Source organism: Agrobacterium sp. LAD9 (assembly GCF_003031125.1).
Taxonomy (GTDB): Bacteria; Pseudomonadota; Alphaproteobacteria; order Rhizobiales; family Rhizobiaceae; genus Agrobacterium; species Agrobacterium radiobacter.
The window spans coordinates 78,211-100,774 of sequence record NZ_PHGS01000029.1 but is presented as its reverse complement, the minus strand read 5'-3'; the positions used below and the strand labels follow the sequence as shown (position 1 = coordinate 100,774).

Below are 22,564 nucleotides of genomic sequence, written 5' to 3'. Positions count from 1 at the left end.
CGGCCGTGAGCATGTCAGTGGAAATCCGCCAGGGGGCCGACGGTGACGGCGCAGTCTGTCCCGCGCCGGCTGCAGTCTCGCCCGATGCGATGGGTCGGCGTAACGCCAACCGCAGAACCTCTCGCGACAGAGCCGATGGGCGGGCGAAAATGACACGCGCGCCGGTGGTGGGGAGATCCGTTGCCCTGCTGCATGTGCTGGCGGCTTTACTGTGGCTGCCGCAGGCGGGTTTGCTTGCCTTTTCTGTCGGAAGAATTGCCGATGGCGCGCCGATGATGGCGATCGTGCCGGCCGCCGCTGCGGTTCTCATCCTCGGCCTCGTCAAGGCGTGGCTCGAAAAGATGGCGGCGCGGCTGTCGTTTCGTGCCGCCCGCGCGGTGCTGTCGCAGCGGCGGCTGGAAGCGCTGCAGGCTGTGGCGAAGATTTCCCCGCTCGATCTGTCACGCACCGCCTCGGGTGAGGCGGCGGGCGTCGTGGCCGAGGCGGCGGAAGCGCTGGTGCCCTATCTTTCCCGTTTCCAGCCGGCGCGGATGAAGGCCACCATCATTCCCCTGGTTTTCGTGCTGGCGATCCTGCCATTTACCTGGATCGCGGCGCTGGTGCTGCTGCTCGCCATGCCAACCATCCCGCTTTTCATGGCGCTCATCGGCTGGCAGGCGAAGGCCGCCAGTGAAAAGCAGCTTGCCGAGACGGGTAATATGAATGCCTTCCTGCTTGATCGCCTGCGCGGGCTGGAAACGATCCGCACGCTCGAAGCCGTCGATCTGACGGCGGAGCGTCTCAACGCCGATGCGCAAAACCTCAAGAAGCGGACAATGGCCGTCCTCAAGATCGCCTTTCTCTCCTCGGCGGTGCTGGAGCTTTTCGCAGCGCTCGGCGTTGCCATGACCGCCGTCTATATCGGTTTTCATCTGCTCAGTTTTCTGGATTTCGGCGCCTGGGGCCACAAGCTGACGCTAGCCGAAGGTCTCTTCATCCTGCTTCTGGCACCGGCCTTTTTCGAGCCGCTGCGGGAACTCTCCGCCGTCTGGCACGACCGCGCGGCCGGCGAAGCGGCGCTTGATGCGCTCGGCAAACTGACGGCTGGTGGTGCGGCCATCGCGGGCGAGGGCGCGGATGTGGCGTCTGTCCCATCCCCGACGCCCGGCCTCTTGGAGATCGACAATCTTTCCTTTGCTTATCCGAACGCCCCGTCTGTCATCCAAAATCTCAACCTGACGGTTCAGCAGGGTGAGCGAGTTGCGATTCTCGGGCCTTCCGGTTGTGGCAAATCCACTGTACTCTCCTTGATTGCCGGGTTGGCCGAGGCTGGAGAGGGCTCGATCAGGATCGGCGGCGTAAAGCTCGATAATGCGACGGCCGATGGGCTGCGCAGGACGATCGGCTGGGTCAGCCAGAAGCCGTTCTTTTTTGCCGGTTCGCTGAAGGCGAATATTCGTTTCGGTCGTTCCGGTGTCAGTGATGGCATGGTGGAAGAGACGCTGCGCCGCACCGGGCTCGATGAACTGACGCATGCGCGCCGGCATCTGCAGATCGGCGATGGCGGATATGGAATCTCGGGCGGGGAGGCGGTGCGGCTTGCCATTGCGCGTGCTTTCGCAGACCCCGCAACGCAGCTTGTTCTGGCCGATGAGCCGACAGCCCATCTCGACCGGGAAACGGCTGCTCTCGTCACGGATAACCTGCTGCAACTGGCAAATGGCAGGACATTGATCGTCGCGACCCATGATCCGGTGCTTGCGGCGCGCATGGACAGGATCGTGGATATGACGGCGATCCATTCGAGGGGGCAGCCATGATCGCGCGTTTTGCGATATTGAGACCCGTTATCGCCCTGTTCTGGTCGGCGCGGCGCGGCATGCTGCTGGCGGGCGCGGTTCTGGCGGTAACGACGGTGCTGGGGGGCATTGGCCTTCTCGGCGTTTCCGGTTGGTTTATCACCGCAACGGCGATTGCCGGTCTTCTGCCCGCAACGGCCTATGCCTTCGATGTCTTTGCCCCTTCGGCCGCCATTCGTCTTCTGGCGCTGGCGCGCACCGCCGCCCGCTATGGCGAGCGCATGACCACCCATGAAGCCACGCTTTCCGTGCTTGCAGCCCTTCGGGAAAAGCTGTTTCGCGGTTTTGCCGCGCCGCAGGCCGCGAAATCCCTGGAGGCAAGGCCTGCCCGCCTGCTGAACCGGCTGACAGCGGATATAGACGCGCTGGATTCGCTTTATCTGCGCGTGCTGGTTCCCGCTGCCGTGGCGATCCTCGCAGCGATCGCAACAGGCTTCGGGCTTGCTTTTCTCCATCCGATGGCCGGCATTCTGGCGGCAGCTTTCCTGATCGTGGCGGGGCTTGGAATTTCGGCGCGCTCCGCCCTGTGGGCGGAAACATTCTCGCGCCGCCGGGCAATCGGGCTTGAAGCGCTTCGGGCCCGCACGGCCGACCTCGTGAGCGGACAGACGGAGCTCTTGACCACCGGCCGCCTTTCCGCGCAGGTCGCGGCGGTGAAACGGGCGGATGATTACCTCTCTGCCTGCGACGATAACCTGAACCGTATAGAGACCAATGCCGGTTTTTCCTTCGGAGTTGCAGCGGCCGTTCTTTTGAGCGCAGCCCTTCTCGGCATGGCCTGGCTTGCGGAACAGGGGGCGGTGAGCGCGCCTGCTGCGGCGCTCGGGCTGCTCGTCTGTTTTGCTGCGCTGGAGCCTTTCACGGCGCTGCGTCGTGGGGCGATGGAACTTGGGCGTACGCTATTCTCCGCACGGCGCATCGCGCCGCGTCTCTCGGCAACGGTTGAGGGTCGCTGTCCCGTCTTGCCGGTCAGCGGGATGGCGGCAAAACTCGAAGATGTGCGTCTGGAGCGGGAGGGGAACGACAATCCTGTCCTGACGAATATCAATCTCGCAATCGCTGCCGGGGAGAGGGTTGCGATCGTCGGCCCGAGCGGCGCGGGCAAGACGAGCCTCATCCAGCTTCTGGCGGGTGAATTGCGGCCGGCTGCGGGCACGGTCAGCGCGCTGCCGTCCACTCTCATGACGCAACGCAGCCAGCTTTTTCGCGACAGCGTCGCCGACAATCTACGGCTGGCGAAACCCACCGCAACCGCGGATGAATTGTGGGATGCGCTGACGGCGGCAGGCCTTGCCGAACACGTCAAATCCCTGGCCGCCGGGCTGGAGACAAGGCTTGGCGAGGCGGGCCAGGGGCTTTCCGGCGGCCAGTCGCGCCGGCTGGCGCTCGCCCGTTTCCTGCTCGCCGACCGGCCGCTCTGGCTTCTCGACGAGGTGACGGAGGGGCTCGACGGCGAGACTGCCCGCGACGTCCTCACCCGGCTGTTTGCGAGGGTGCAGGGAAAGACTGTCGTGATGATCACCCATAATCGCCGCGAGGCGGAATTTGCCGAGCGCATCATCGTGCTGAAAGAGGGGCGTCAATTTGATGAATGTCAAAGCGGCACCCCGGAATACGGCGTAGTGCTGAAGACACTGCGCCCGGACTGAGATTTTTTGAGAGCCGGCGTCGTCTTTGAAATGGAAGGCCGGCCTTCCGGAAAAGGTGGGTAAGACTATGGAACTCGACATAGTGGCGCTGTCGCGCCTGCAATTTGCGGTGACGGCTTTGTATCACTTTCTGTTCGTTCCCCTGACGATCGGACTGTCGGTGGTGATCGCCATCATGGAAACGGTCTATGTCATGACCGGCCGCACGATCTGGCGGCAGATGACGAAATTCTGGGGCACGTTGTTCGGCATCAACTTCGTGCTTGGCGTTTCCACCGGCATCGTCATGGAATTCCAGTTCGGCATGAACTGGAGCTACTACAGCCACTATGTCGGCGATATTTTCGGTGCGCCGCTGGCGATCGAGGGCATGATGGCCTTCTTCCTGGAAGCCACCTTCGTCGGGCTGTTCTTTTTCGGCTGGGATAAATTATCAAAACTCGGCCATCTCGTCGCGACATGGTGCGTGGCGCTCGGCTCGAATTTTTCGGCGCTATGGATATTGATCGCCAATGGCTGGATGCAGAACCCCACGGGCTCCGCCTTCAATCCCCAGACCATGCGCATGGAAGTGACTGACTTCTTCGAGGTCCTGTTCAACCCGGTGGCGCAGGCGAAGTTCGTTCACACGGTTTCCGCCGGTTACGTGACGGCCTCCATCTTCGTGCTCGGCGTTTCGGCCTGGTATGTGCTGAAAGGCCGCCATGTCGATCTCGCCAAGCGCTCGATGACGGTTGCCGCTTCCTTCGGTCTCGCATCGGCGCTGTCGGTCGTCGTGCTGGGTGACGAAAGCGGTTATCTCTCGACCGAACACCAGAAGATGAAGCTCGCCTCCATCGAGGCCATGTGGGAAACCGAGCCGGCCCCGGCACCCTTCACGGTCATCGGTTTTCCCGATCAGGAAGCGCGCGAGACGCATTTCGCGGTGAAGATCCCGTGGGTGATGGGTCTTATCGGCACCCGCTCGCTCGATACGCAAATTCCGGGCATCAACGATCTGGTGGAGCAGGCCAAGACCCGCATCCGCGACGGCATCAAGGCCTATGACGCGCTGATGCAGATACGCGCCACCGGTAAAGGCGCGCAACTGCCCGAAGAGGTGCGCGGCACCTTTGCGGAACTCGGCCACGAGCTTGGTTATGCCCTGCTGCTGAAACGATATGTCGATGATCCGCGCCAGGCGAGCGAAGAGCAGATTGCGAAAGCTGCGGCGGATACCATTCCGCATGTGCCGACGCTGTTCTGGGCGTTCCGCATCATGGTCGGCCTTGGCATGTTCTTCATCCTTCTGACGGCGACGTTCTTTTATCTTTCGGCCCGCCGCCGGCTGGATCACTATCCGTTGCTGCTGAAAGTGGCGGTCTTCGCCATTCCGCTGCCGTGGATCGCGGCGGAGATGGGCTGGGTCGTGGCCGAATTCGGCCGCCAGCCATGGATCATCGAGGGCGTGTTGCCAACAGCGGCGGCCGTCTCCAGCCTCAGCGCCTCCACGGTACTCATCACGCTCCTGTGTTTCATCGCCATCTACACGGTGCTGTTCATCATCGAGATGGGGCTGATGCTGAAGGCGATCCGCAAGGGGCCTGATCCGGACCATGAGCCGGAAGCGCCGCTCGTTCCTGAAAAACTCGTCGCTGCGGAGTAAACGATCATGATATTGCACCAACTCATCGACTACGAAATCCTCCGCGTCATCTGGTGGCTGCTGCTCGGCGTGGTGCTGATCGGTTTTGCCGTTACCGGTGGCTTCGATCTCGGCACCGGCGCGCTGCTGCCCTTCGTTGCGAAAACGGATATCGAGCGGCGTGTCGTCATCAATTCCATCGGCCCGGTCTGGGAAGGCAATCAGGTCTGGCTCATCCTTGGCGGCGGCGCCATCTTCGCCGCCTGGCCGCCGCTTTATGCGGTGTCGTTTTCAGGTTTTTACCTGGCGATGTTCGCCACCCTGTTTGCGCTGATCCTGCGGCCGGTCGGTTTCAAATATCGCTCCAAGCGTGAAAGCACCGCATGGCGCACCGGCTGGGACTGGGCGCTCTTTATCGGCGGCTTCGTTCCCGCGCTGATCTTCGGCGTGGCGATCGGCAATGTGCTGCAGGGCGTTCCCTTCCACCTGAATGACGACCTCAGGATTTTCTACGACGGCACGACGCTGTTCGAACTTCTGAACCCCTACGCCATCCTCTGCGGCCTCGTATCCGTCGCCATGCTCATCATGCATGGTGCGGCATGGCTGGTGCTGAAGACGGATGGTCCGGTGGCGGCCCGCGCCCGCGCTTTTGGCAGCATCGCGGCCCTTGCCACGTCAGTTCTGTTTGCGCTCGGCGGCGTCTTTCTGTGGCTCGGTATCGATGGATATCGCTTCACCTCTGACATCGTGACCGATGGTCCGTCCAATCCGCTGTCGAAGACGGTCGAGGTCGCAAGCGGTGTCTGGTTTTCCAATTATGCGGCGCATCCATGGATGATGCTGGCGCCGGCGCTCGGTCTTGTCTTCCCGCTCGTGGCCTTCATCTTGTTCAGGGCCCGCAAGGAGGTGCTGGCGCTGCTTTCCAGCTCGCTCGCCATTTTCGGCATCATCTCAACGGTAGGGCTAGCGATGTTTCCCTTCATCCTGCCGTCCTCGGTTGATCCGAAATCGAGCCTGACGGTATGGGATGCATCGTCCAGCCATATGACGCTGTTCATCATGCTGGTCGTCGCCCTCATCTTCATCCCGATCATCGTCGCCTATACATCATGGGTCTATCGCGTGCTGTGGGGCAAGGTGGACGAAAAGGCGATCCGCGACGACAGCGGTCACGCTTATTGATCAAGAAAGAAGGAGATCGAACATGTGGTATTTCGCCTGGCTGCTCGGCCTGCCTCTCGCCGCCATCTTCGCCGTCATGAACGCGATGTGGTATGAGCTGATGGAAGAAAACGCGAAAAAGGTCGAAGCGAAGCTGGATAAATAAAGCTTTGGCGAAAACCTCTCCTCCGTCATGCCGGACTAGATCCGGCATCCAGCCACGGCGCGTCTGCGCCGTGAGAAGAGTCTTTTTGCGATCAAGGACTTGATCGCGCTGGACCCCGGATCTGGTCCGGGGTGACGGAATGCGGATGATGCAACTCTGCCAAATATACAAGGGCGGCATCCGGTTAGGATGCCGCCCTTTTGCTACAACCGCCGTGCCTGCGATGCGCGGCTTCAGTGGATCGCGATGCCGCGCTTGTCCGCTTCTTCCTTGATGATGTCTTCGACGATGACTCTGTTGAGATTTGGATTTCCCAGAAGATAGTCGTCGGCGATCTCGAAGATCGACTTCGGATGCTCGGTCCTGTGCAGGGTGTCGAGGTCCTGGCCGATCTGCTCTCGAAGGCTGGAATAGTCGTCCATCGCGGCTCTCCCGTTTATCGGTTCAATCCAGAAGGTCGGCCGGAACCTTGCCGCCGTTCTCGGACAGTTTCTTGATGACGGCCTTGTGCAGCCAGATGTTCATGGTCGCCGAATCCGAGGTGTCGCCGGTATAACCGAGCTCGCCGGCGAGTTCCTTTCTGGCCGTCAGGCTGCTGTCGAGGTCGAGAGCCTTGAGAAGATCGACGATGGAGCGTTTCCAGTCGAGCTTCTGGCCGTTCTTCTTTACAGCCGCATCCAGAATCGAAGCGACGTCGACATTGCCGGCGGGTGCCGGAGCCGCCGCTGTCGGGGCGGGCGCGGCCGGGCTTGCTGCAGTCGGGCTGGCGGTGGTCGACGGTGTTCCGGCCGGAGCCGAAGTCTGCGGCGCGGCCTCGGCCTTGCCGAAAATAGCGTTCTTGATCTTGTCGAAAAAGCTCATGGTGTCCTCCCCTTAGCGGCGAAATGCCCGCCCGATGGCGATGAGAATGCAGGCGCCGATGAAACCGGCGATGAGATAACCAATCCAGCCTCCGAGCGAAATGCCCACGAGCCCCAGAAGGAAATTGGCGACGATGGCGCCGATAATGCCGAGAATAATGTTCATGAAAACACCCATATTGCTTTTCATGAACTGTTCCGCGAGCCATCCGGCTACGCCACCGATGATGATTGCTGCAATCCAGCCAACTTGTGCGTCTTCCATAACAGGCCTTTCCTTTCTAAAGAGGTCAGAAGGCACTGGACCCGCATTTTTTGCGCACGTCCCCCCGCCTTGAATTGACCCCAGGCGGGATACTAACGATGACGCAGAACTTTTGTTCCGTGCGGCGTGCACGCTATCGCAAACTCAACCCTGGCTCTCAAAATCCAACCCGATATCGAGAACCGGTGCGCTATGGGTCAGCCAGCCGACGGAAATGAGGTCGATGCCGGTTGCGGCGATGGCCGCGGCCGTTTGCGGATTGATGCGGCCGGACGCTTCGGTAATGGCGCGACCGGCGACGATCCCTACGGCCTCGCGCAGCTGTTCGGGGGCCATATTGTCGAGGAGAACCGCATCGACGCCCTCGTCCATGACGTCACGCAGCTGCGCAAGCGTATCGACTTCCACCTCGATCTTGACGAGATGCCCCACGCCCTGCCGGGCGCGGCGGATGGCGTCGCGCACGCTGCCGGCCACGGCGATATGGTTGTCCTTGATGAGAACAGCGTCATAGAGCGCAAAACGATGGTTCATGCCGCCGCCGGCGCGCACGGCATATTTTTCCAGTGCTCTCAGCCCCGGCGTCGTCTTGCGGGTGCAGGCGACCGAGGCTTTGCTGCCGGCAATGGCGGCAACGATTTTTGCGGTGACGGAGGCGATGCCCGACAGGTGGCCAAGGAAATTCAGCGCCGTGCGCTCCGCCGTCAGAAGGCCGCGCGAGGGGCCTTCGATCGTCGCGATGATATCGCCGGGGGCCACGCTTGCCCCATCCTGCACATGCCGTTTCATCACGATGGCCGGGTCTACCAGCTGGAAAGCAAGGTCCGCCGCATCGAGACCGGCAATAACGCCCGGTTCGCGCGCAGCCATGACGACGACCGAGCGATGATCGGCGGGAATGACGGCGGCGGAGGTGATATCGCCCGCCAGCCCGAGGTCTTCCAGGAGGGCGTTGCGCACGAGCGGTTCGATGATGAGGCGTGGCAGGGGAGAAAGGATCATGTCAGGCGCTCCGCGCAAGGCTGGCCGAAGAATGGCTGGAAGAGGAAAATTCGTGGGCGATGGTAATCACGTCGCTAAGGCTCAGCTTGCGCCTTGTCGCCGCTGCGTCCTTTTCAGGAAAATCGTCGCGGAAATGCGCACCGCGCGATTCCGTGCGTTGCGCCGCGAAGACGGCGATGGCAAGCGCAACAAGGGCGGGATCGGATGCCGGGCCGTTCCGCTCAGTCAATGGCAGAAGATCACGGATCGCGCCCGTCAGTCCTTCCGCATGTCGCACGATACCGAGATGGCGGGAAACGATGGGCCGGACGGGAGAGAGGTCGACTGCCGGGAAGTCAGGCACGGGGAGGGTTGCGATATCAGCTGGCTGTTGTCCTGCATATGTCGGCCTGCCGGCAATGTCTTCCGCTGCGCGCATGCCCATGGCGGCCGCTTCTAGCAGGGAATTGCTGGCGAGCCTGTTTGCGCCATGCAGCCCCGTGCAGGCGGTTTCGCCGGCAACCCAAAGGCCCGGCAACGAGCTTCGGCCTCTGCCATCGGTGGCGACGCCGCCCATATGATAATGCACCGCCGGGCGGACCGGCACGAGTTCGCGGGCGGGGTCTATCCCTGCCTCCCGGCAGAGCAGGTTGATCGAGGGGAAACGGGTGGAAAAGCCCGAGCCGAGCACCTTGCGGGCATCGAGAAAGACCCTGCCGCCGCGCAGCATTTCGCGGTCGATGGCGCGTGCGACAATATCGCGCGAGGCAAGTTCCGCACCCGGAACATCAGCCATGAAACGTTCGCCGTTCTCATTAAGTAGAAGCGCGCCTTCGCCCCGCACGGCCTCGCTCACCAGCGCCAGCGGCCGTCTGGGCGAGGAAAGCGCCGTCGGGTGAAACTGGACGAATTCCATATCGGCGAGGATGGCGCCGGCGCGGGCGGCGAGCATGATGCCCTGTCCGAAATTGCCGGATGGGTTGGTCGTCGCCTCATAAAGCCCGCCGAGGCCGCCGGTGGCGAGAACGACCTGTGTGGCCGGCAAAGTGAAGCAGCCTTTTGGGCCGATGCAGGCGAGACCGGCGATGGCGCCGTTTTCCGTCAGCAGGCGACGAACTTCCGTGCCTTCCAGAACGGTGATGGAGGGTGTGCGAAGAACGCTGGCGGCGAGAGCCGTGACGATGGCCGCGCCCGAACCGTCACCTTCGGCATGCAGGATGCGCCTTCTGCCATGGGCGGCCTCCAGCCCGAAGACGAGCCTGCCCGCGGCATCACGGTCAAAGCGCACTCCCGCCTGCTCCAGCGCCTCGATGACGGCGGGGGCGGCGGAAACGATCTCTGCGGCCATTTCAGCATCGCAGAGGCCGTCGCCCGCTGCGAGCGTATCGGCAAGGTGGAGCGCTGCACTATCGTCGGGGCCGAGGCTTGCCGCAATACCGCCCTGCGCCCAGGCGCTGGACGTCTCGCCGCCGAGAACGCCGCGTGTGATAAGTAGCACGGGCTGCGGTGCAAGCGTCAGCGCCGCCATCAGGCCGGCAATGCCGCTGCCGACAATGACCGTCCAGCCCGCATGCGACGGGAGGCGTTCGTTCATACTTCCAGCATCCTTTCCACGGCGCGGCGGGCGGCGACGGCGATAGCCGGATCGACCGTCACTTCGTGGCGGTTTTCCTCAAGGGCCGTGCGGATGTTGCCAAGCGTGATGCGCTTCATATGCGGGCAGAGATTGCAGGGACGGATGAATTCGACATCCGGGTGATGTACGGCGACATTGTCGCTCATCGAGCATTCCGTCAGAAGCACCACGCGGGCGGGGCGTTCACGGCCGACATAGTCGGACATGACGGCGGTGGAACCGGAAAAATCCGCGGCCTCCACGACATCGGGCGGACATTCCGGATGCGCCAGCACGGTGACGCCGGGATGGCTTTCCCTGAGTTCTCTGATGTCATCGGCGGTGAAAAGTTCATGCACCTCGCAATGGCCGCGCCAGGCGATCAGTTCGACATTGGTTTCCTTCGCCACGTTCTTTGCCAGATATTCATCCGGCAGCATCAGCACACGCGGCACGCCGAGCGATTCCACCACCTGGCGGGCATTGCCTGACGTGCAGCAGATGTCGGACGCCGCCTTCACAGCGGCAGACGTGTTCACATAGGTGACAACAGGAACGCCGGGATAGGCCTTGCGCAGAAGGGCGATATCCTCGGGCGTGATGGAGTCCGCCAGCGAGCAGCCTGCGCCCATATCCGGAATGAGCACGGTTTTTTGCGGATTGAGCAGCTTTGCCGTCTCGGCCATGAAATGCACGCCGGCGAGAACGATCACATCCGCTTCCACTTCCATCGCCTTGCGGGCAAGGGCAAGGCTGTCGCCGACGATATCGGCGACGCCGTGGAAGATTTCCGGTGTCTGGTAATTATGGGCGAGGATGACCGCGTTTCGCTTGCGCTTCAACTCGAGGATCGCATCCACATCGTCCTGAAAGCCCATCCATTCGGCCTTGGGAATGACGCGGGCGACGCGATCATAAAGGCTTGCGGCGGATATCTGTTCGTTCACGGTGCTCTCCCATTTATACTCTCTTTGAGTATATCTATGGCAAAGAGATATTCTCATTGTGAGCATATGTCAATTGCGGGAGAGGGGCAGTTTTGTACCTGAGAGGGCGCGTTCATCGAGAACGGTCTGGCGGAAGCGGAAAAGCTTTGCCGGGCGGCCGCCGGTTTCGGTCGCCATGTCGCCGGTTTCTTCCACCAGCTGCTGCTGTTCAATCAGCCGGCGGAAATTCTGCTTGTGCAGCGTCAGCCCGGCCAGCGCCTCGATAGCGCGCTGCAGCTGCAGGAGCGTGAAGGCGTCGGGCATCAATTCGAACACCACCGGCCGGTATTTGATCTTGGCCCTCAATCGCGCGATGCCGGTGGCGAGAATGCGGCGGTGATCGGCAAACATCGGCCTGCCGAAATTGACCCGCGGATCGCCCTGCGCTTCCTCGACCAGCCCGGCTTCATACAGCAGCTCATAGCGCTGCAGGGTCAGTTCCTCGTTCCAGCCGCCGCCATCTAGGCCGAAGGTGAAGTCCGCCCGCAAATGGCGCTGGCTTTTGCAGGCGGGATCGGAATCCGCCCAGGCACGCAGCCTGTCGATGATGCTGTCCAAAACCCCAGGGCGTCCCTGGCGATGGTCTTCCCAGGGGAAATATTCGTACCAGCCGTGCCAGAGGGCGCGTTTACCGCCTGAGGCTTCCTGCTCGCGAACCAGCCCGAGATAACCGATGGAGATGGTTCTGCCGCCCAAAATGTCGTTGTTGCGGTCGCGATCGGCGAAGGTGTAGAGCTGTTCGAGATAACCGACGGGGTGGTGGGTCTGTTCATGGATCCATTCCCGCAACCCGCTCTGGAGCGTTCTGTGCCCGAATTCGAACGGCCCCGACGGAAGTGCTGCGCCTTCCCGAACGGTCATGACCCGCGGCTCATCCGTGGTGATGGCGGTGACGACGGCGATGAGTTCGGCATGGGCAAGCCCGATGGTCACGGCGGCTCCTCTGGTCGTTGGCTTTAGGTTCAACCTTCTTTGGCACAGGAAGGTTGGTTCGCCAACATGGCGGCCGAAATGGGCTGTCGATAATCCGCCGCCCACAAAACCGCGTCTCATCAGACAAAAGGATGAATTCTTGTGGTTAGCCGTCTATCGTCTGGTATGTTACAGACCCGCACAAGCATTTCAGACGGTAGAAGGCCGATGTTGGAGAACATATCGCTCGAAGAGACACTTGTGGGTTATTATACCTGGAACATCGGGCAGAACCTGATCTATCTCGATGCCGTGGCGGCCCGCCTGCGCGAATTCTCGCCGGAAAAAGCCGCCTGCGGCATTCCGGTCGAAGATTTCATCGCGCAGATCGAAAGCGGCTCGCGCGCACGCGTCGCCAAGGCGGTTTATAATTCGCTGACAAATGGCGTGTTCTATGATCAGGAATATCGCATTCAGCTCAAATCCGGCGGTTTCCGCTGGTTGCGGACAACCGGACGGGTGATCCTGGATAGCGACCAGCTCCCGATCATGGCCATGGGCACCGTGCGGGATGTCAGTGCGTGCAAGGTTTTATTGATGTGATATGCGGCCGGTCTCTTTCGTAAAGACAGCCGATTTATTTTATGTCGTTCATTGTTTTGATGTTGCGGTGACATGGTCAGGCAGATCGCAATTTTGCTGTTTCAGATCGTCCTTGCCATAGGCCTCGGCATAGCCGGCATCCGCATCGCCTCGCTCGTCAATGGCGAGGCGACCTCCGCACCGGCGGGCCTTGCCGCCAATACGGAACTGCTGTGGACCACCTCGCCGGTGCGGGTCGATCCCCGTAGCCAAAATTACGAGCGCATTCCGACGCCGCCAGATCTTTATCCGCTGAAAATGCATGCGGACCAGCGCCTGCGTGTGATTTCCAGCAACCGCTTTACCTTCAAGGGCCAGGAATTCCGCCTCGCCGGCGTGGAGGAGGTCGAACGCAACCGCGTCTGCACCGGCCCCGACGGCCGCCGTTACGCCTGCGGCCTCAACGCCTTCAAGGCGCTGGAGAACCGGCTGCGCGGCAGATATCTCGAATGTCGTGTGGTGGAGGAGGTGAGTGCGCCGGGTTCCCTAGAGTGCCGTATCAACGGGCAGGATGTGCGGGCGCTGCTGCAATAGGCACCAATTCAGCCCGCTGGCTATCCGTCATGCCCGCCATACTGATATCCGCCGCGTTGCCTCTGGAGTGTTGATTCACGAGACATTTGAAGTAGAAGTAGAAGGCGAGAACCACGCCGAATACCGCTAAAACATTTGAAAAATTCAGATTCTGCGCAATAAAAGCGTCCAACTAGGGGCACCTTTGCATGGTTCGGGTTGAAGCAAATGCACGTGGCTACCTTGACTGTAGCCCGGCCTTAGAAGAGCCCGCCAGTACCGCTCGCCTTCCGCCGCGTCTCGATAGTACGTTCTTCGTAGACTTCCTGCCAGATGCGATAGGTGGCGGCTACCATGCTTTCAAGTTGATCCAACGAGAAAAGCCCTATGCCGTCGTCACGATAAAAGCGGACGGACCTCTCATCGTCATCGCCGTCTTGGAATCTGATAATGCCCAGCTTGATGTCCGCGAAGTCAACATCGGCAGCACGGATACGCTCATGCATCATTGAGAATGCAAACTTGCGGCCAAGCTCTGTGAGCCCTTTATTTCTGCGTGGATCAATGAAGATCGCGTGCGGTTGTCCATCAACGGCGAGCACCATGGGAAGCCAAAAGCTCACCTTCTTGCCAACGCCAATGTGCATGGGGAAAAAGTCGTGTCTCCTTGCTATGACCCCAGCGTTGGAAGCAAACTCATAAAGAGCTTTCGCTACCTGAAGATTGTTTCGCTGTTCGTCGCCAAGGCGGGATGCTCGGATAACCTGTGCCTGAACTTGCTTCCATGGAGTCGCGGGAGATGCGCCAAACATTCCAGACTGCACATTGAAAATATCGGGGTAGCATGTGCTTACAGGCTTGTAGGAGAACGTTGAGAACCCGCCCTTCATCTGCATTAACTGCGACCGCTTCATGTCATCGGGGAGCGGCGCTATCCGCGCTAAGTCGGTGTCATGCAAAAGGGGTGTCGTCACTCGGTTCTCCAGATGCGGGCCTGAGTCCAACCGATACCTTGTGGTGCCGGAATCGCTCTAAGATCACAGTATCGGAGATTCTAAGGCCGAACGCAACTTCTGTTCGCGCTTTGTCCACCACGTACGACCAAGGCGAGTCCTTTGCGTGGGACAGATCAACCAGCCGCCCCGGAGACATCTTGCCGTAGGAGTTGATTACCTGCGACATCAGAGAGATCAATCTTGGGTCCGATGGTGTCTCAATATCGCGGGGTGCGCCCGTCAATGGGTCCTGTCCTTCGGCCCTAAAAGTGATGGCCTCGGAGCCAGCCCTCTTGAAAGCTTTGTAGGCTGAAGGATGTACGGGGCCATATTGCCACGCTTCGAAGTAGCCGGAGACTAACGGCTCCTTGGTTTGAACAAGGTGGATGCCATGCGCAAAGTAGAGCAGCTTTTGAAGCGCGAGATTGGTTATCTTCACGCTGAGCCTGTCGGCCTCGTCCAGCATCAAGTTTGCTACTGCTCTAGGATCGTATCCCGCGCTCATGGCATTACGCTCGAATCTCCGTCATCAAGTGCGTGCTGGGTACCGGAAGGATTCTCGCCCATCAAGGAGCAAAAAGATACAGTGAAGGACAACAAAATTGGGTACGCAGTTTGGGTACTAATCTGGGACGCACCTAAAGTGCTCACGACCTTACGGCTTTGAAACCCTTGATGGTTCTAGTACGTGAAAGTGATTGGTGGAGCTAAGCGGGATCGAACCGCTGACCTCTTGCATGCCATGCAAGCGCTCTCCCAGCTGAGCTATAGCCCCATAAGGGTTCCGGCATTTCTTCCGGTTCCGGGAACCGAAGCGGTTGTTGTTCCGTTCGGTGGCGGCTTACTACTGCGGCTTTCCGACGAGTGCAAGCATAAAAAACGGCCCGGCGTCATTTTTTTGTCGTCGGGCCGAATTATCGAGTAAAATCAAGCTTCTTCGTCGTCGCCCGATACGCCGATGATGCCGGACATGTCGTCGTCGTCATCTTCGTCGTCGGTTTCGAGGAAGGTGTCGTCATCGTCGTCGATTTCGACGTCATCGTCGTCACCCAGATCAGGGATTTCGTCGCCGCTGTTGTCGCCGTCGGCATCTTCCAGTGAGACGAGTTCGACTTCCGTGTTTTCGGTATCGACTTCCGCCACTTCCTCTTCTTCAGCCTGCTCCATCTTGGCCTGGGCGGTGCTTTCCTCGAAGAAGGAGAGCGGCCAGGACTTGCCGGTGTAGGGAGAAACGACCGGGTCGCGGTTCAGATCGTAGAACTTCTTGCCGGTATCGGGGTCTGTGCGCTTGGTACCAAGTTCCGCTTTTGCCACTGTCTAAGCCTCAAATTGTCGGATGAGTTTCGGTGTGTACGCCGTAAAACCGGCATAGACGGTAAAATTTATAGCCGGTCCCCTTAATCGTTGCGCTCTTTCGTGTCAAAGACAAACTTCGGGTGCCGCCTGCCTCGGCGCAACCCCTATGCGGGGATGCTGATATAAATAGGGAGGCATGACACACTCTATTATATCAATGACGGATGCACAGGCGGAAAGCTTCATGACCTTCACGATCGCCATAGACGGGCCGGCCGCGGCGGGCAAAGGAACCCTATCACGCAGGATCGCCGAGACCTATGGTTTCCACCATCTCGATACCGGGCTGACCTACAGGGCGACCGCCAAGGCGCTTCTCGATGCCGGCCTGCCGCTCGATGACGAGGCCGTGGCCGAGAAGATGGCGCTGGAAGTCGATCTTGCGGGGCTCGATCGCGCCGTTCTTTCCCGGCACGATATTGGTGAGGCGGCGTCCAAAATAGCGGTGATGACGCCGGTGAGACGCGCGCTCGTCAAGGCGCAGCAGCGTTTTGCCTTGAAGGAGCCGGGCACGGTGCTTGACGGACGCGACATCGGCACGGTGGTGTGCCCGCAGGCGCCGGTGAAACTTTACGTCACGGCCTCTGCCGACGTGCGGGCGCGACGCCGTTACGACGAAATTCTGGCCAATGGCGGCAGCGGCGATTATGATGCCATCTTCACTGAGGTGAAAAAACGCGACGAGCGCGACATGGGCCGCGCCGACAGCCCGTTGAAGCCGGCTGAAGACGCGCACTTGCTAGATACGTCGGAAATGAGTATAGAGGCGGCGTTTCAGGCCGCGCGGACGATCATCGACGCCGCCCTGGAGAAACAGGTTTCTCGCGGAACCGCTTGAATTCGGTCCGCGTTTAGTCAGGAATTGCCTGAAGACATGTCCTTGCGCCGGAAAGCCTTTTGAAAAGGCGGGCATGGGTTCGGGTATCAACAACGCTAGCCCACCGGCGCTTTTGTATTCGCTCTTAAAGCGGATGCAATCAGGAGATTTCATGTCAGTATCTACACCCACGCGCGAAGATTTCGCAGCGCTTCTCGAAGAATCCTTTGCCTCTAACGATCTTGCCGAAGGCTATGTTGCCAAGGGTATCGTAACGGCAATCGAGAAGGACGTTGCCATCGTCGACGTCGGCCTCAAGGTTGAAGGCCGCGTACCGTTGAAGGAATTCGGCGCGAAGTCCAAGGACGGCACGCTGAAGGTCGGCGACGAAGTCGAAGTTTACGTCGAGCGCATCGAAAACGCTCTCGGCGAAGCCGTTCTGTCGCGCGAGAAGGCTCGCCGCGAAGAAAGCTGGGTCAAGCTCGAAGCCAAGTTCGAAGCTGGCGAACGCGTCGAAGGCGTTATCTTCAACCAGGTCAAGGGTGGTTTCACCGTCGATCTGGACGGCGCTGTTGCCTTCCTTCCGCGTTCGCAGGTCGACATCCGTCCGATCCGCGACGTTACCCCGCTGATGCACAACCCGCAGCCCTTCGAAATCCTCAAGATGGACAAGCGTCGCGGCAACATCGTTGTTTCGCGCCGTACGGTTCTCGAAGAGTCCCGCGCCGAGCAGCGTTCTGAAATCGTTCAGAACCTCGAAGAAGGCCAGGTTGTTGACGGCGTCGTCAAGAACATCACCGATTACGGTGCGTTCGTTGACCTCGGCGGCATCGACGGCCTGCTGCACGTTACCGACATGGCATGGCGCCGCGTCAACCATCCTTCGGAAATCCTCAACATTGGCCAGCAGGTCAAGGTTCAGATCATCCGCATCAACCAGGAAACCCACCGTATCTCGCTCGGCATGAAGCAGCTCGAGTCCGATCCGTGGGATGGCATCTCCGCCAAGTACCCGGTTGGCAAGAAGATCTCCGGTACGGTCACGAACATCACCGACTACGGTGCATTCGTTGAACTGGAGCCGGGCATCGAAGGCCTGATCCACATTTCCGAAATGTCCTGGACCAAGAAGAACGTACATCCCGGCAAGATCCTGTCCACGAGCCAGGAAGTCGACGTTGTCGTTCTCGAAGTCGATCCGTCCAAGCGCCGTATCTCGCTCGGCCTCAAGCAGACGCTGGAAAACCCGTGGCAGGCATTTGCCTACAGCCATCCGGCCGGCACTGAAGTTGAAGGCGAAGTCAAGAACAAGACCGAATTCGGCCTGTTCATTGGCCTCGAAGGCGATGTTGACGGCATGGTTCACCTGTCGGATCTCGACTGGAACCGTCCGGGCGAGCAGGTCATCGAAGAGTTCAACAAGGGTGACGTGGTCAAGGCCGTCGTTCTCGATGTTGACGTCGAGAAGGAACGCATCTCGCTCGGCATCAAGCAGCTCGGCAAGGATGCTGTCGGCGAAGCCGCTTCTTCCGGCGACCTGCGCAAGAACGCAGTCGTTTCCGCTGAAGTCATCGGCGTCAACGATGGCGGCATCGAAGTGAAGCTCGTCAACCACGAAGACCTCACCTCGTTCATCCGTCGCGCTGACCTTTCCCGTGACCGTGACGAGCAGCGCCCTGAGCGCTTCTCCGTTGGCCAGGTTGTCGACGCCCGCGTCGTCAACTTCTCGAAGAAGGACCGCAAGGTCATGCTTTCGATCAAGGCTCTGGAAATTGCTGAAGAGAAGGAAGCCGTCGCACAGTTCGGTTCTTCCGACTCGGGCGCTTCGCTCGGCGACATCCTCGGCGCGGCTCTGAAGAACCGCGGCGAATAATCGCCAAGATCTTTGAAATGAAGAACCCGCCGGAATTTTCCGGCGGGTTTTTTGTTGCTTTCAGGTTGCGCCGGCGGGCGGGCAGCGGCGCTCTTCTCAGAGCATGCCGCTCATCTTGAGATAATAATTTTCCGCGCTGTCGTCGGAAGCCGCCGCAGGCGTGCTTTCCCGCTCGTCGGTCGTGTCATTGGCAGCAATGCGTTCTTCCGTATCGTCCTGACCATCGGAATTTTCAGCCCCGGTCTCGGCCTCACCTTCCGCCTCATCCTCGGAAAAGGGACCGCCTCCCCGCGGCGGGGTTTCCGATTCATAGTCCTCATCCGCCGGCGGATAGGCGACGAGCGGCAGCGGCGTGCCGTCTTTTACCAGGGCGGCGGCGATCAATGATTGCGAAGCCGATTGCTCCAGCATCGCCATTCTTGCTTCCGGGTCCAGCGTGGCCCGCGGCTGCAGCTGGGTTTCGGGACGATGGGTCGCCGTTTCCGTTTCTTCGCCGGAGGGGCGGGCGGCGGCCGTTGCGAGGGCGGGTTTTTCCACGGCCTGATCGTCGGAGGGCTGCTGCGCGCCACTTTGCGGCGCGGGCAGAGGCTGCTGTGTGCCGGCTGCCTTGGCAGGAAGTTTGCCAGCCGTGGCGGCAAGCAGCAGGGTGTTCATGGTCTCGGCGTCGTCCGCGAGCGGACCGGACGGTGGGTTAAAGCCCGTGCGGGGCTCTTTCTGCTCCGCCTTCGTTATCTCTCGATGCGGCAGGGCAGGGCGCGTTTCACCGGTTTCGGCGCGAGGCGGGTTTGCCGGGCGGATTTCGTCCGACACTTCCTTTGTCACGTTGCCGGTCTGAGGCGGAAGCGGACGTGCCGTGTTTTCGGCTCTTCCATCCGGCTTTACGGCATTGCTCGGCGTATCATGTGTATCGGCAGGCGGGGCGGAAAGCGTGGGCCGAGGGTCCAGCTGCGCGGTTAGCGCCGCCACCGTGGCTTTCACCGCTGCGCCACTGAGGGCGAGCGGGCCGATGAGCAGAGGCAGAAGCCGGCTGGCGGTCGAGGAATTTGCCGCCTGTGCGGTCACGGCCGGAGAGGGGCGACCTTCGGCATTCTGGCTCGGCGCGTTCTGTTGTTTCGGCGGGGCCGATTGCAGGGGGGTGGGATTGGAGGAATTGTTTTGCTGATAGGAAGAGACCACCGCCTTTGCTGCCAGATCCGCTCCCTTGTAACGGGAGAGCTCGATCAGCAGCGCGAGGCGGGCAGCGTCCGGCCCGGTCGGCTGTTTCAGGATTTCGGCGAGCATTGAAAGCGTCAGGCCCTGCAGGGCTTTGCCGACCTGCTGTTCAAGCGCCAGACGTTGTGGCGCCGGCAGGGTGCGGAGCGCTTCTGTCAGTCGCGTCACATAGGTCTGGATCGCTTCGCCATCCCGCCGCGGCAGGTTCATCAGCTTGCCGAGCGCTTCCGCCAGAACGGCGGTGCTGCGGGAGAGCTGAAATTCGCTGGTGAGGGAGGCGATTGCCGCCCGGGCAAAAAGACTGCCGCTATTTTCAGGGACGGGATTGCTCGGTTGCGGCGGTGTGGTCTCTTTCACCTGCCCGCGCGGTATCAGCGGGACCGTGGTTCCATAGGCGGCATCGGTTGCCGCAATTTTCGGTACAGGCGGTAACATGCTGCGCTCCGTTTCTATCGGTGACCGCCGCTGGCTGCGAAAGGGCCAATCCCCATTGGCTCTCTGGTCCGCATCTGGCTTAAATGTTGAAAAATCGCCGCGCCGGTGATGGACAGGTGTCATCTCGCCCGCTCATGCGGGAGCGCCGTATACGCCTCTGGCCGCAAATGTCGGTTGCAGCGCATACAGAATCATCTGGTTCAATCTTGGCTTGCAGATATTAAGATTTGGCTAACCAAAGAATTGCCTGTGCGGGCGCAATCAGGGTGAGACGCCGATGAACATGCGGTAAAGGCCGTTATCGTCGGAATTGACAGAGGAAATATGATCGGGGTCGCTGGTTGCGGCCTCAAAAGCCTCCGGTGGCATCGCATCCAGCCAGCTTGCCTTGGGAAGGCTTCGCTCCGGCTGCATTTCAATGGGGGCGATGGGATTGTCCTCTTCGCCGGCTGCGGTGAAGGCCCCGTCATCGGGAACAAGCGGCGGGGCGGCCATGGACAGCAGGGCCTGCGCCGCATTGGGCTCATTGTCGTAAACGACGCTGCCGGATAGGCCGGAAATATCGGTCATGTCTGAACTCACATCATGTTTCGCTCAAGTGACTTTCGGAAGCGGCAATCATGCCGCCTTTTTCTTCAGCAGTTCATAAAGGCCATTGTCGTCGATCGAGACCGGCAGAATGGCATTGCGGGTCTCTTCGACAAGTGTCTGCGCATCGAGCAGTTTTTCGGCGTCGTCTTCCGCATCGGCCGGATTGGTGGCTGCGTCTGTCTCGGCAGGTTCATCTTCGTTCTTCGCCGGCTCGGCTTCATCAGCAGGCGCAGCCGCAAGCACGGAGATCAGGGCGGTTTCCGATGATATGTCGGCTGACGCCTGCGGATCGGCGTCTACCGTCTTTTCCTCGCCGGAAGCATCGATATGCTCCTTCACGACGTCCTGGAGTTCCTGCACGTCTTCAAGCTTGCCCTGCGCATCGAGGGCCTGGATATCCTCTTCCCGCTCGGCCTTCACTTCGGCATCGTTGATTTCGCCAATGCGCTCCTTACCGCGTTCGGCCTGCAACTCTTCCTTGGTTTTGGGATCGGCGACATCTTCGAGGCGCTGAATGACTTTCAGGGTCTCCCGCGTCATGAAGCGTGTGCCCTGCGCCTGCGTGTCCAGCGCACCTTTCACGGCGCGCGCCTCGTCGCCATAGGGGTTGGCGATGGCGGCGATCATCTGTCTGGCGGAGATTCCGAGTTGCTTGAGGCCGGTGGTTTCTTCCAGTTCACTGACATTTTTCGGCAAAGTCGCGCGCATCGCCATGATGGCTTTCGACATCTCATCGCCGAAATTATCTTCGTTGCCCGTCAGGCCGGCGCCCTTGGCGATGCGGGCGGCGAGGGCGGCCATGGGATCGGTCTTGGTGGTGGCGCCATTATTCAGCACCTCGACGACCTGTCCCTCCGAAACACCGAAAGAGGTCAGGGAAATTGTCGTGGCTTTTCCCTGCGCATCGGTTTTTTCGAAACTGTCCGTCAGCGTCAGGGCATCCTGAAGTCTTTTGGCGAAGGAAAAGCTCGACTCGTCGGCTTCCTGTGTGATGCCGAGGGCGGAGGAAAAGCGGGAAACAAGTGAGGCGAAAGCATCGGCGTCCGGTTTCATGATGCCGAAGAGATAGGCGCTTATCTTTTCATTGGCGGCGCGATGGCTTTCGTCCGGCTGCGGGTTGGTCTTGACCGCATCGTCCTTTTGGGTGCCGTTCGCCTTTTCCTGCTCTTCACGCTGGCGGTCCTCGATGGTTTCCACCATCGAGCGCATGAGGTCGCTGACTGCAATGCCCGCCGTCTGCTGTAGCGGAGTGATCATCTTCAAAGTCCCCGGCCGCCCAAAGTTGCGGCCGAGAATAGGCAATTCTGGTAAATCAGTGCTTAAACGAAGCGGCTGAAGGCTCAGCTATGGGCGAAAATATCCGTTTCTTCCCAGCCGAGGAGATCGAGTTTCGCGCGGGTCGGCAGGAAGGCGAAACAGGCGTCGGCATGGTCGAGGCGGCCGTCGCGGATGAGGCGCGCCGTCAGCTTGTCGCGCAGTGCGTGCAGATAGAGCACGTCGGAGGCGGCATATTCGAGCTGGGCGGGCGACAGCGGCTGGGCCGCCCAGTCGGAGGATTGCTGCGCCTTGGAGATGTCGACTTCCAGCATTTCCTTGAGATTGTCCTTGAGACCATGCCGGTCCGTGTAGGTGCGGGTCAGCCGCGAGGCGATCTTGGTGCAGAAGACCGCTGTGGTCGTCACGCCGAAGGTATGGAACAGAACGGCGATATCGAAACGGCCATAGTGAAAAATCTTCTGGTGGGCGGGATCGGCCAGCATGCGGACGAGGTTCGGCGCTTGCCTCTGGCCGGCGGCGATGCGGATGACGTCAGCCGTGCCGTCGCCCGGCGAAAGCTGGACGACGCAGAGACGGTCGCGGCGCGGCACCAGCCCCAGCGTTTCCGTGTCGATGGCGATAGCACCGGTGTAGCGGGCTGCATCTTCGGCGGAAATATCGCCTTCGTGATAGCGGATGGTGGCTGCCATGTCTTGCTCCGGAAATTTCCTGTTTATGGCACCGGCTATAACGGAAAGAGCGTCTGGACGATACCGTTTTATGGGTCGTTTCCGTCCTCCTTCGGCTTGCCTT

Annotated in this window: 23 protein-coding genes and 1 tRNA gene; 9 read left to right on the top strand and 15 right to left on the bottom strand. The window is 60.4% G+C overall.

All coding sequences use genetic code 11. The annotated features are described in order from the left end of the window. The first annotated feature begins 11 nt into the window (after positions 1-11). The 5 genes from cydD to cydX all read left to right on the top strand — a co-directional run bounded on the left by cydD (position 12) and on the right by cydX (position 6,441). On the top strand, positions 12-1,799 hold the full coding sequence (gene cydD / locus DA915_RS26285) for a thiol reductant ABC exporter subunit CydD (protein ID WP_107677755.1): 1,788 nt from the start codon (positions 12-14) through the stop codon (positions 1,797-1,799). Continuing rightward, a complete protein-coding gene (gene cydC, locus DA915_RS26280) occupies positions 1,796-3,487 on the top strand; it encodes a thiol reductant ABC exporter subunit CydC (RefSeq protein ID WP_107677754.1) in 1,692 nt (563 codons plus the stop codon). The genes cydD and cydC overlap by 4 nt, the downstream gene beginning before the upstream one ends. A 67-nt stretch (positions 3,488-3,554) precedes the next feature. Then, a complete protein-coding gene (locus DA915_RS26275; protein ID WP_003508599.1) occupies positions 3,555-5,132 on the top strand; it encodes a cytochrome ubiquinol oxidase subunit I in 1,578 nt (525 codons plus the stop codon). A 6-nt stretch (positions 5,133-5,138) separates the two neighbouring features. Continuing rightward, positions 5,139-6,296 carry a cytochrome d ubiquinol oxidase subunit II gene (gene cydB, locus DA915_RS26270; RefSeq protein ID WP_060723432.1) on the top strand — a complete coding sequence of 386 codons (1,158 nt, stop codon included), beginning with the start codon at positions 5,139-5,141 and terminating at the stop codon, positions 6,294-6,296. 22 nt (positions 6,297-6,318) lie between these two features. Continuing rightward, complete coding sequence (gene cydX, locus DA915_RS26265; RefSeq protein WP_107677753.1) at positions 6,319-6,441, top strand: cytochrome bd-I oxidase subunit CydX; 123 nt, start codon at positions 6,319-6,321, stop codon at positions 6,439-6,441. Positions 6,442-6,674: 233 nt separating this feature from the next. On the opposite strand, the gene DA915_RS26260 is transcribed toward cydX, so the two are convergent. From DA915_RS26260 to DA915_RS26230, 7 genes are all read right to left on the bottom strand, one after another. After that, complete coding sequence (locus DA915_RS26260) at positions 6,675-6,863, bottom strand: hypothetical protein (RefSeq protein ID WP_003508603.1); 189 nt, start codon at positions 6,861-6,863, stop codon at positions 6,675-6,677. A gap of 22 nt (positions 6,864-6,885) precedes the next feature. After that, a complete protein-coding gene (locus DA915_RS26255; protein ID WP_060723431.1) occupies positions 6,886-7,302 on the bottom strand; it encodes a DUF3597 domain-containing protein in 417 nt (138 codons plus the stop codon). A gap of 12 nt (positions 7,303-7,314) precedes the next feature. Next, positions 7,315-7,566: a GlsB/YeaQ/YmgE family stress response membrane protein gene (locus DA915_RS26250; protein WP_003508605.1), complete on the bottom strand. Its 252-nt coding sequence runs from the start codon at positions 7,564-7,566 to the stop codon at positions 7,315-7,317. Between the two features lie 144 nt (positions 7,567-7,710). Continuing rightward, the gene (gene nadC, locus DA915_RS26245; RefSeq protein ID WP_107677752.1) at positions 7,711-8,568 is read right to left on the bottom strand and encodes a carboxylating nicotinate-nucleotide diphosphorylase; all 858 of its coding nucleotides are present in this window, start codon (positions 8,566-8,568) and stop codon (positions 7,711-7,713) included. Between the two features lies 1 nt (position 8,569). Continuing rightward, entirely contained in the window at positions 8,570-10,141 is a 1,572-nt protein-coding gene (locus DA915_RS26240) for an L-aspartate oxidase (protein ID WP_107677751.1), read from the bottom strand. Then, positions 10,138-11,109, bottom strand: coding sequence for a quinolinate synthase NadA (gene nadA, locus DA915_RS26235; protein ID WP_003508608.1), 972 nt, complete (start codon positions 11,107-11,109; stop codon positions 10,138-10,140). The genes DA915_RS26240 and nadA overlap by 4 nt, the downstream gene beginning before the upstream one ends. Before the next feature lie 69 nt (positions 11,110-11,178). After that, a complete protein-coding gene (locus DA915_RS26230; protein ID WP_087746389.1) occupies positions 11,179-12,081 on the bottom strand; it encodes a hypothetical protein in 903 nt (300 codons plus the stop codon). Between the two features lie 207 nt (positions 12,082-12,288). Here DA915_RS26230 and DA915_RS26225 point away from each other — a divergent pair, with 207 nt between their 5' ends. Both DA915_RS26225 and DA915_RS26220 read left to right on the top strand, forming a co-directional pair. Then, positions 12,289-12,663: a PAS domain-containing protein gene (locus tag DA915_RS26225; RefSeq protein WP_003508649.1), complete on the top strand. Its 375-nt coding sequence runs from the start codon at positions 12,289-12,291 to the stop codon at positions 12,661-12,663. 72 nt (positions 12,664-12,735) lie between these two features. Then, on the top strand, positions 12,736-13,236 hold the full coding sequence (locus tag DA915_RS26220; protein ID WP_107677750.1) for a hypothetical protein: 501 nt from the start codon (positions 12,736-12,738) through the stop codon (positions 13,234-13,236). 239 nt (positions 13,237-13,475) lie between these two features. Here the strand turns inward: DA915_RS26220 and DA915_RS26215 are convergent, their stop codons facing one another. The 4 genes from DA915_RS26215 to DA915_RS26200 all read right to left on the bottom strand — a co-directional run bounded on the left by DA915_RS26215 (position 13,476) and on the right by DA915_RS26200 (position 15,524). Continuing rightward, positions 13,476-14,189, bottom strand: a complete 714-nt coding sequence (locus DA915_RS26215) for a hypothetical protein (RefSeq protein ID WP_080867091.1) — start codon at positions 14,187-14,189, stop codon at positions 13,476-13,478. After that, entirely contained in the window at positions 14,167-14,715 is a 549-nt protein-coding gene (locus DA915_RS26210; protein WP_080867092.1) for a Panacea domain-containing protein, read from the bottom strand. The genes DA915_RS26215 and DA915_RS26210 overlap by 23 nt, the downstream gene beginning before the upstream one ends. Before the next feature lie 194 nt (positions 14,716-14,909). Next, positions 14,910-14,985: transfer RNA gene (locus DA915_RS26205), tRNA-Ala, on the bottom strand. A gap of 152 nt (positions 14,986-15,137) precedes the next feature. Continuing rightward, positions 15,138-15,524 carry a TIGR02300 family protein gene (locus DA915_RS26200; RefSeq protein WP_003508651.1) on the bottom strand — a complete coding sequence of 129 codons (387 nt, stop codon included), beginning with the start codon at positions 15,522-15,524 and terminating at the stop codon, positions 15,138-15,140. Positions 15,525-15,723: 199 nt separating this feature from the next. Between DA915_RS26200 and cmk the strand changes: the two genes are divergently transcribed. Further along, positions 15,724-16,404 (top strand): (d)CMP kinase, encoded by a 681-nt coding sequence (cmk, locus tag DA915_RS26195; RefSeq protein WP_003508652.1) that lies wholly within the window; start codon positions 15,724-15,726, stop codon positions 16,402-16,404. Between the two features lie 151 nt (positions 16,405-16,555). Next, positions 16,556-18,256 carry a 30S ribosomal protein S1 gene (gene rpsA / locus DA915_RS26190; protein ID WP_020009998.1) on the top strand — a complete coding sequence of 567 codons (1,701 nt, stop codon included), beginning with the start codon at positions 16,556-16,558 and terminating at the stop codon, positions 18,254-18,256. A gap of 96 nt (positions 18,257-18,352) precedes the next feature. Here rpsA and DA915_RS26185 read toward each other — a convergent pair whose 3' ends face one another. From DA915_RS26185 to DA915_RS26170, 4 genes are all read right to left on the bottom strand, one after another. Beyond that, a complete protein-coding gene (locus DA915_RS26185) occupies positions 18,353-19,903 on the bottom strand; it encodes a hypothetical protein (protein WP_107677749.1) in 1,551 nt (516 codons plus the stop codon). 261 nt (positions 19,904-20,164) lie between these two features. Next, complete coding sequence (locus DA915_RS26180; protein WP_003508655.1) at positions 20,165-20,473, bottom strand: hypothetical protein; 309 nt, start codon at positions 20,471-20,473, stop codon at positions 20,165-20,167. Between the two features lie 48 nt (positions 20,474-20,521). Next, positions 20,522-21,751 (bottom strand): hypothetical protein, encoded by a 1,230-nt coding sequence (locus DA915_RS26175; RefSeq protein WP_107677748.1) that lies wholly within the window; start codon positions 21,749-21,751, stop codon positions 20,522-20,524. Positions 21,752-21,834: 83 nt separating this feature from the next. Next, positions 21,835-22,461 carry a ribonuclease D gene (locus tag DA915_RS26170; RefSeq protein WP_107677747.1) on the bottom strand — a complete coding sequence of 209 codons (627 nt, stop codon included), beginning with the start codon at positions 22,459-22,461 and terminating at the stop codon, positions 21,835-21,837. Positions 22,462-22,564: the final 103 nt, after the last annotated feature.

Excerpts from the sequence above, each read along its gene's own strand:
- cydC (WP_107677754.1), top strand. The coding sequence starts at position 1,796 with ATGATCGCGCGTTTTGCGATATTGAGACCCGTTATCGCCCTGTTCTGG.
- cydB (WP_060723432.1), top strand. The coding sequence starts at position 5,139 with ATGATATTGCACCAACTCATCGACTACGAAATCCTCCGCGTCATCTGG.
- DA915_RS26255 (WP_060723431.1), bottom strand. The coding sequence starts at position 7,302 with ATGAGCTTTTTCGACAAGATCAAGAACGCTATTTTCGGCAAGGCCGAG.
- DA915_RS26180 (WP_003508655.1), bottom strand. The coding sequence starts at position 20,473 with ATGACCGATATTTCCGGCCTATCCGGCAGCGTCGTTTACGACAATGAG.
- DA915_RS26210 (WP_080867092.1), bottom strand. The coding sequence starts at position 14,715 with ATGAGCGCGGGATACGATCCTAGAGCAGTAGCAAACTTGATGCTGGAC.
- cmk (WP_003508652.1), top strand. The coding sequence starts at position 15,724 with ATGACGGATGCACAGGCGGAAAGCTTCATGACCTTCACGATCGCCATA.
- DA915_RS26260 (WP_003508603.1), bottom strand. The coding sequence starts at position 6,863 with ATGGACGACTATTCCAGCCTTCGAGAGCAGATCGGCCAGGACCTCGAC.
- cydX (WP_107677753.1), top strand. The coding sequence starts at position 6,319 with ATGTGGTATTTCGCCTGGCTGCTCGGCCTGCCTCTCGCCGCCATCTTC.
- DA915_RS26175 (WP_107677748.1), bottom strand. The coding sequence starts at position 21,751 with ATGATCACTCCGCTACAGCAGACGGCGGGCATTGCAGTCAGCGACCTC.
- rpsA (WP_020009998.1), top strand. The coding sequence starts at position 16,556 with ATGTCAGTATCTACACCCACGCGCGAAGATTTCGCAGCGCTTCTCGAA.
- DA915_RS26185 (WP_107677749.1), bottom strand. The coding sequence starts at position 19,903 with ATGTTACCGCCTGTACCGAAAATTGCGGCAACCGATGCCGCCTATGGA.
- cydD (WP_107677755.1), top strand. The coding sequence starts at position 12 with ATGTCAGTGGAAATCCGCCAGGGGGCCGACGGTGACGGCGCAGTCTGT.
- DA915_RS26275 (WP_003508599.1), top strand. The coding sequence starts at position 3,555 with ATGGAACTCGACATAGTGGCGCTGTCGCGCCTGCAATTTGCGGTGACG.
- DA915_RS26240 (WP_107677751.1), bottom strand. The coding sequence starts at position 10,141 with ATGAACGAACGCCTCCCGTCGCATGCGGGCTGGACGGTCATTGTCGGC.
- nadC (WP_107677752.1), bottom strand. The coding sequence starts at position 8,568 with ATGATCCTTTCTCCCCTGCCACGCCTCATCATCGAACCGCTCGTGCGC.
- DA915_RS26225 (WP_003508649.1), top strand. The coding sequence starts at position 12,289 with ATGTTGGAGAACATATCGCTCGAAGAGACACTTGTGGGTTATTATACC.
- DA915_RS26170 (WP_107677747.1), bottom strand. The coding sequence starts at position 22,461 with ATGGCAGCCACCATCCGCTATCACGAAGGCGATATTTCCGCCGAAGAT.
- DA915_RS26220 (WP_107677750.1), top strand. The coding sequence starts at position 12,736 with ATGGTCAGGCAGATCGCAATTTTGCTGTTTCAGATCGTCCTTGCCATA.
- DA915_RS26250 (WP_003508605.1), bottom strand. The coding sequence starts at position 7,566 with ATGGAAGACGCACAAGTTGGCTGGATTGCAGCAATCATCATCGGTGGC.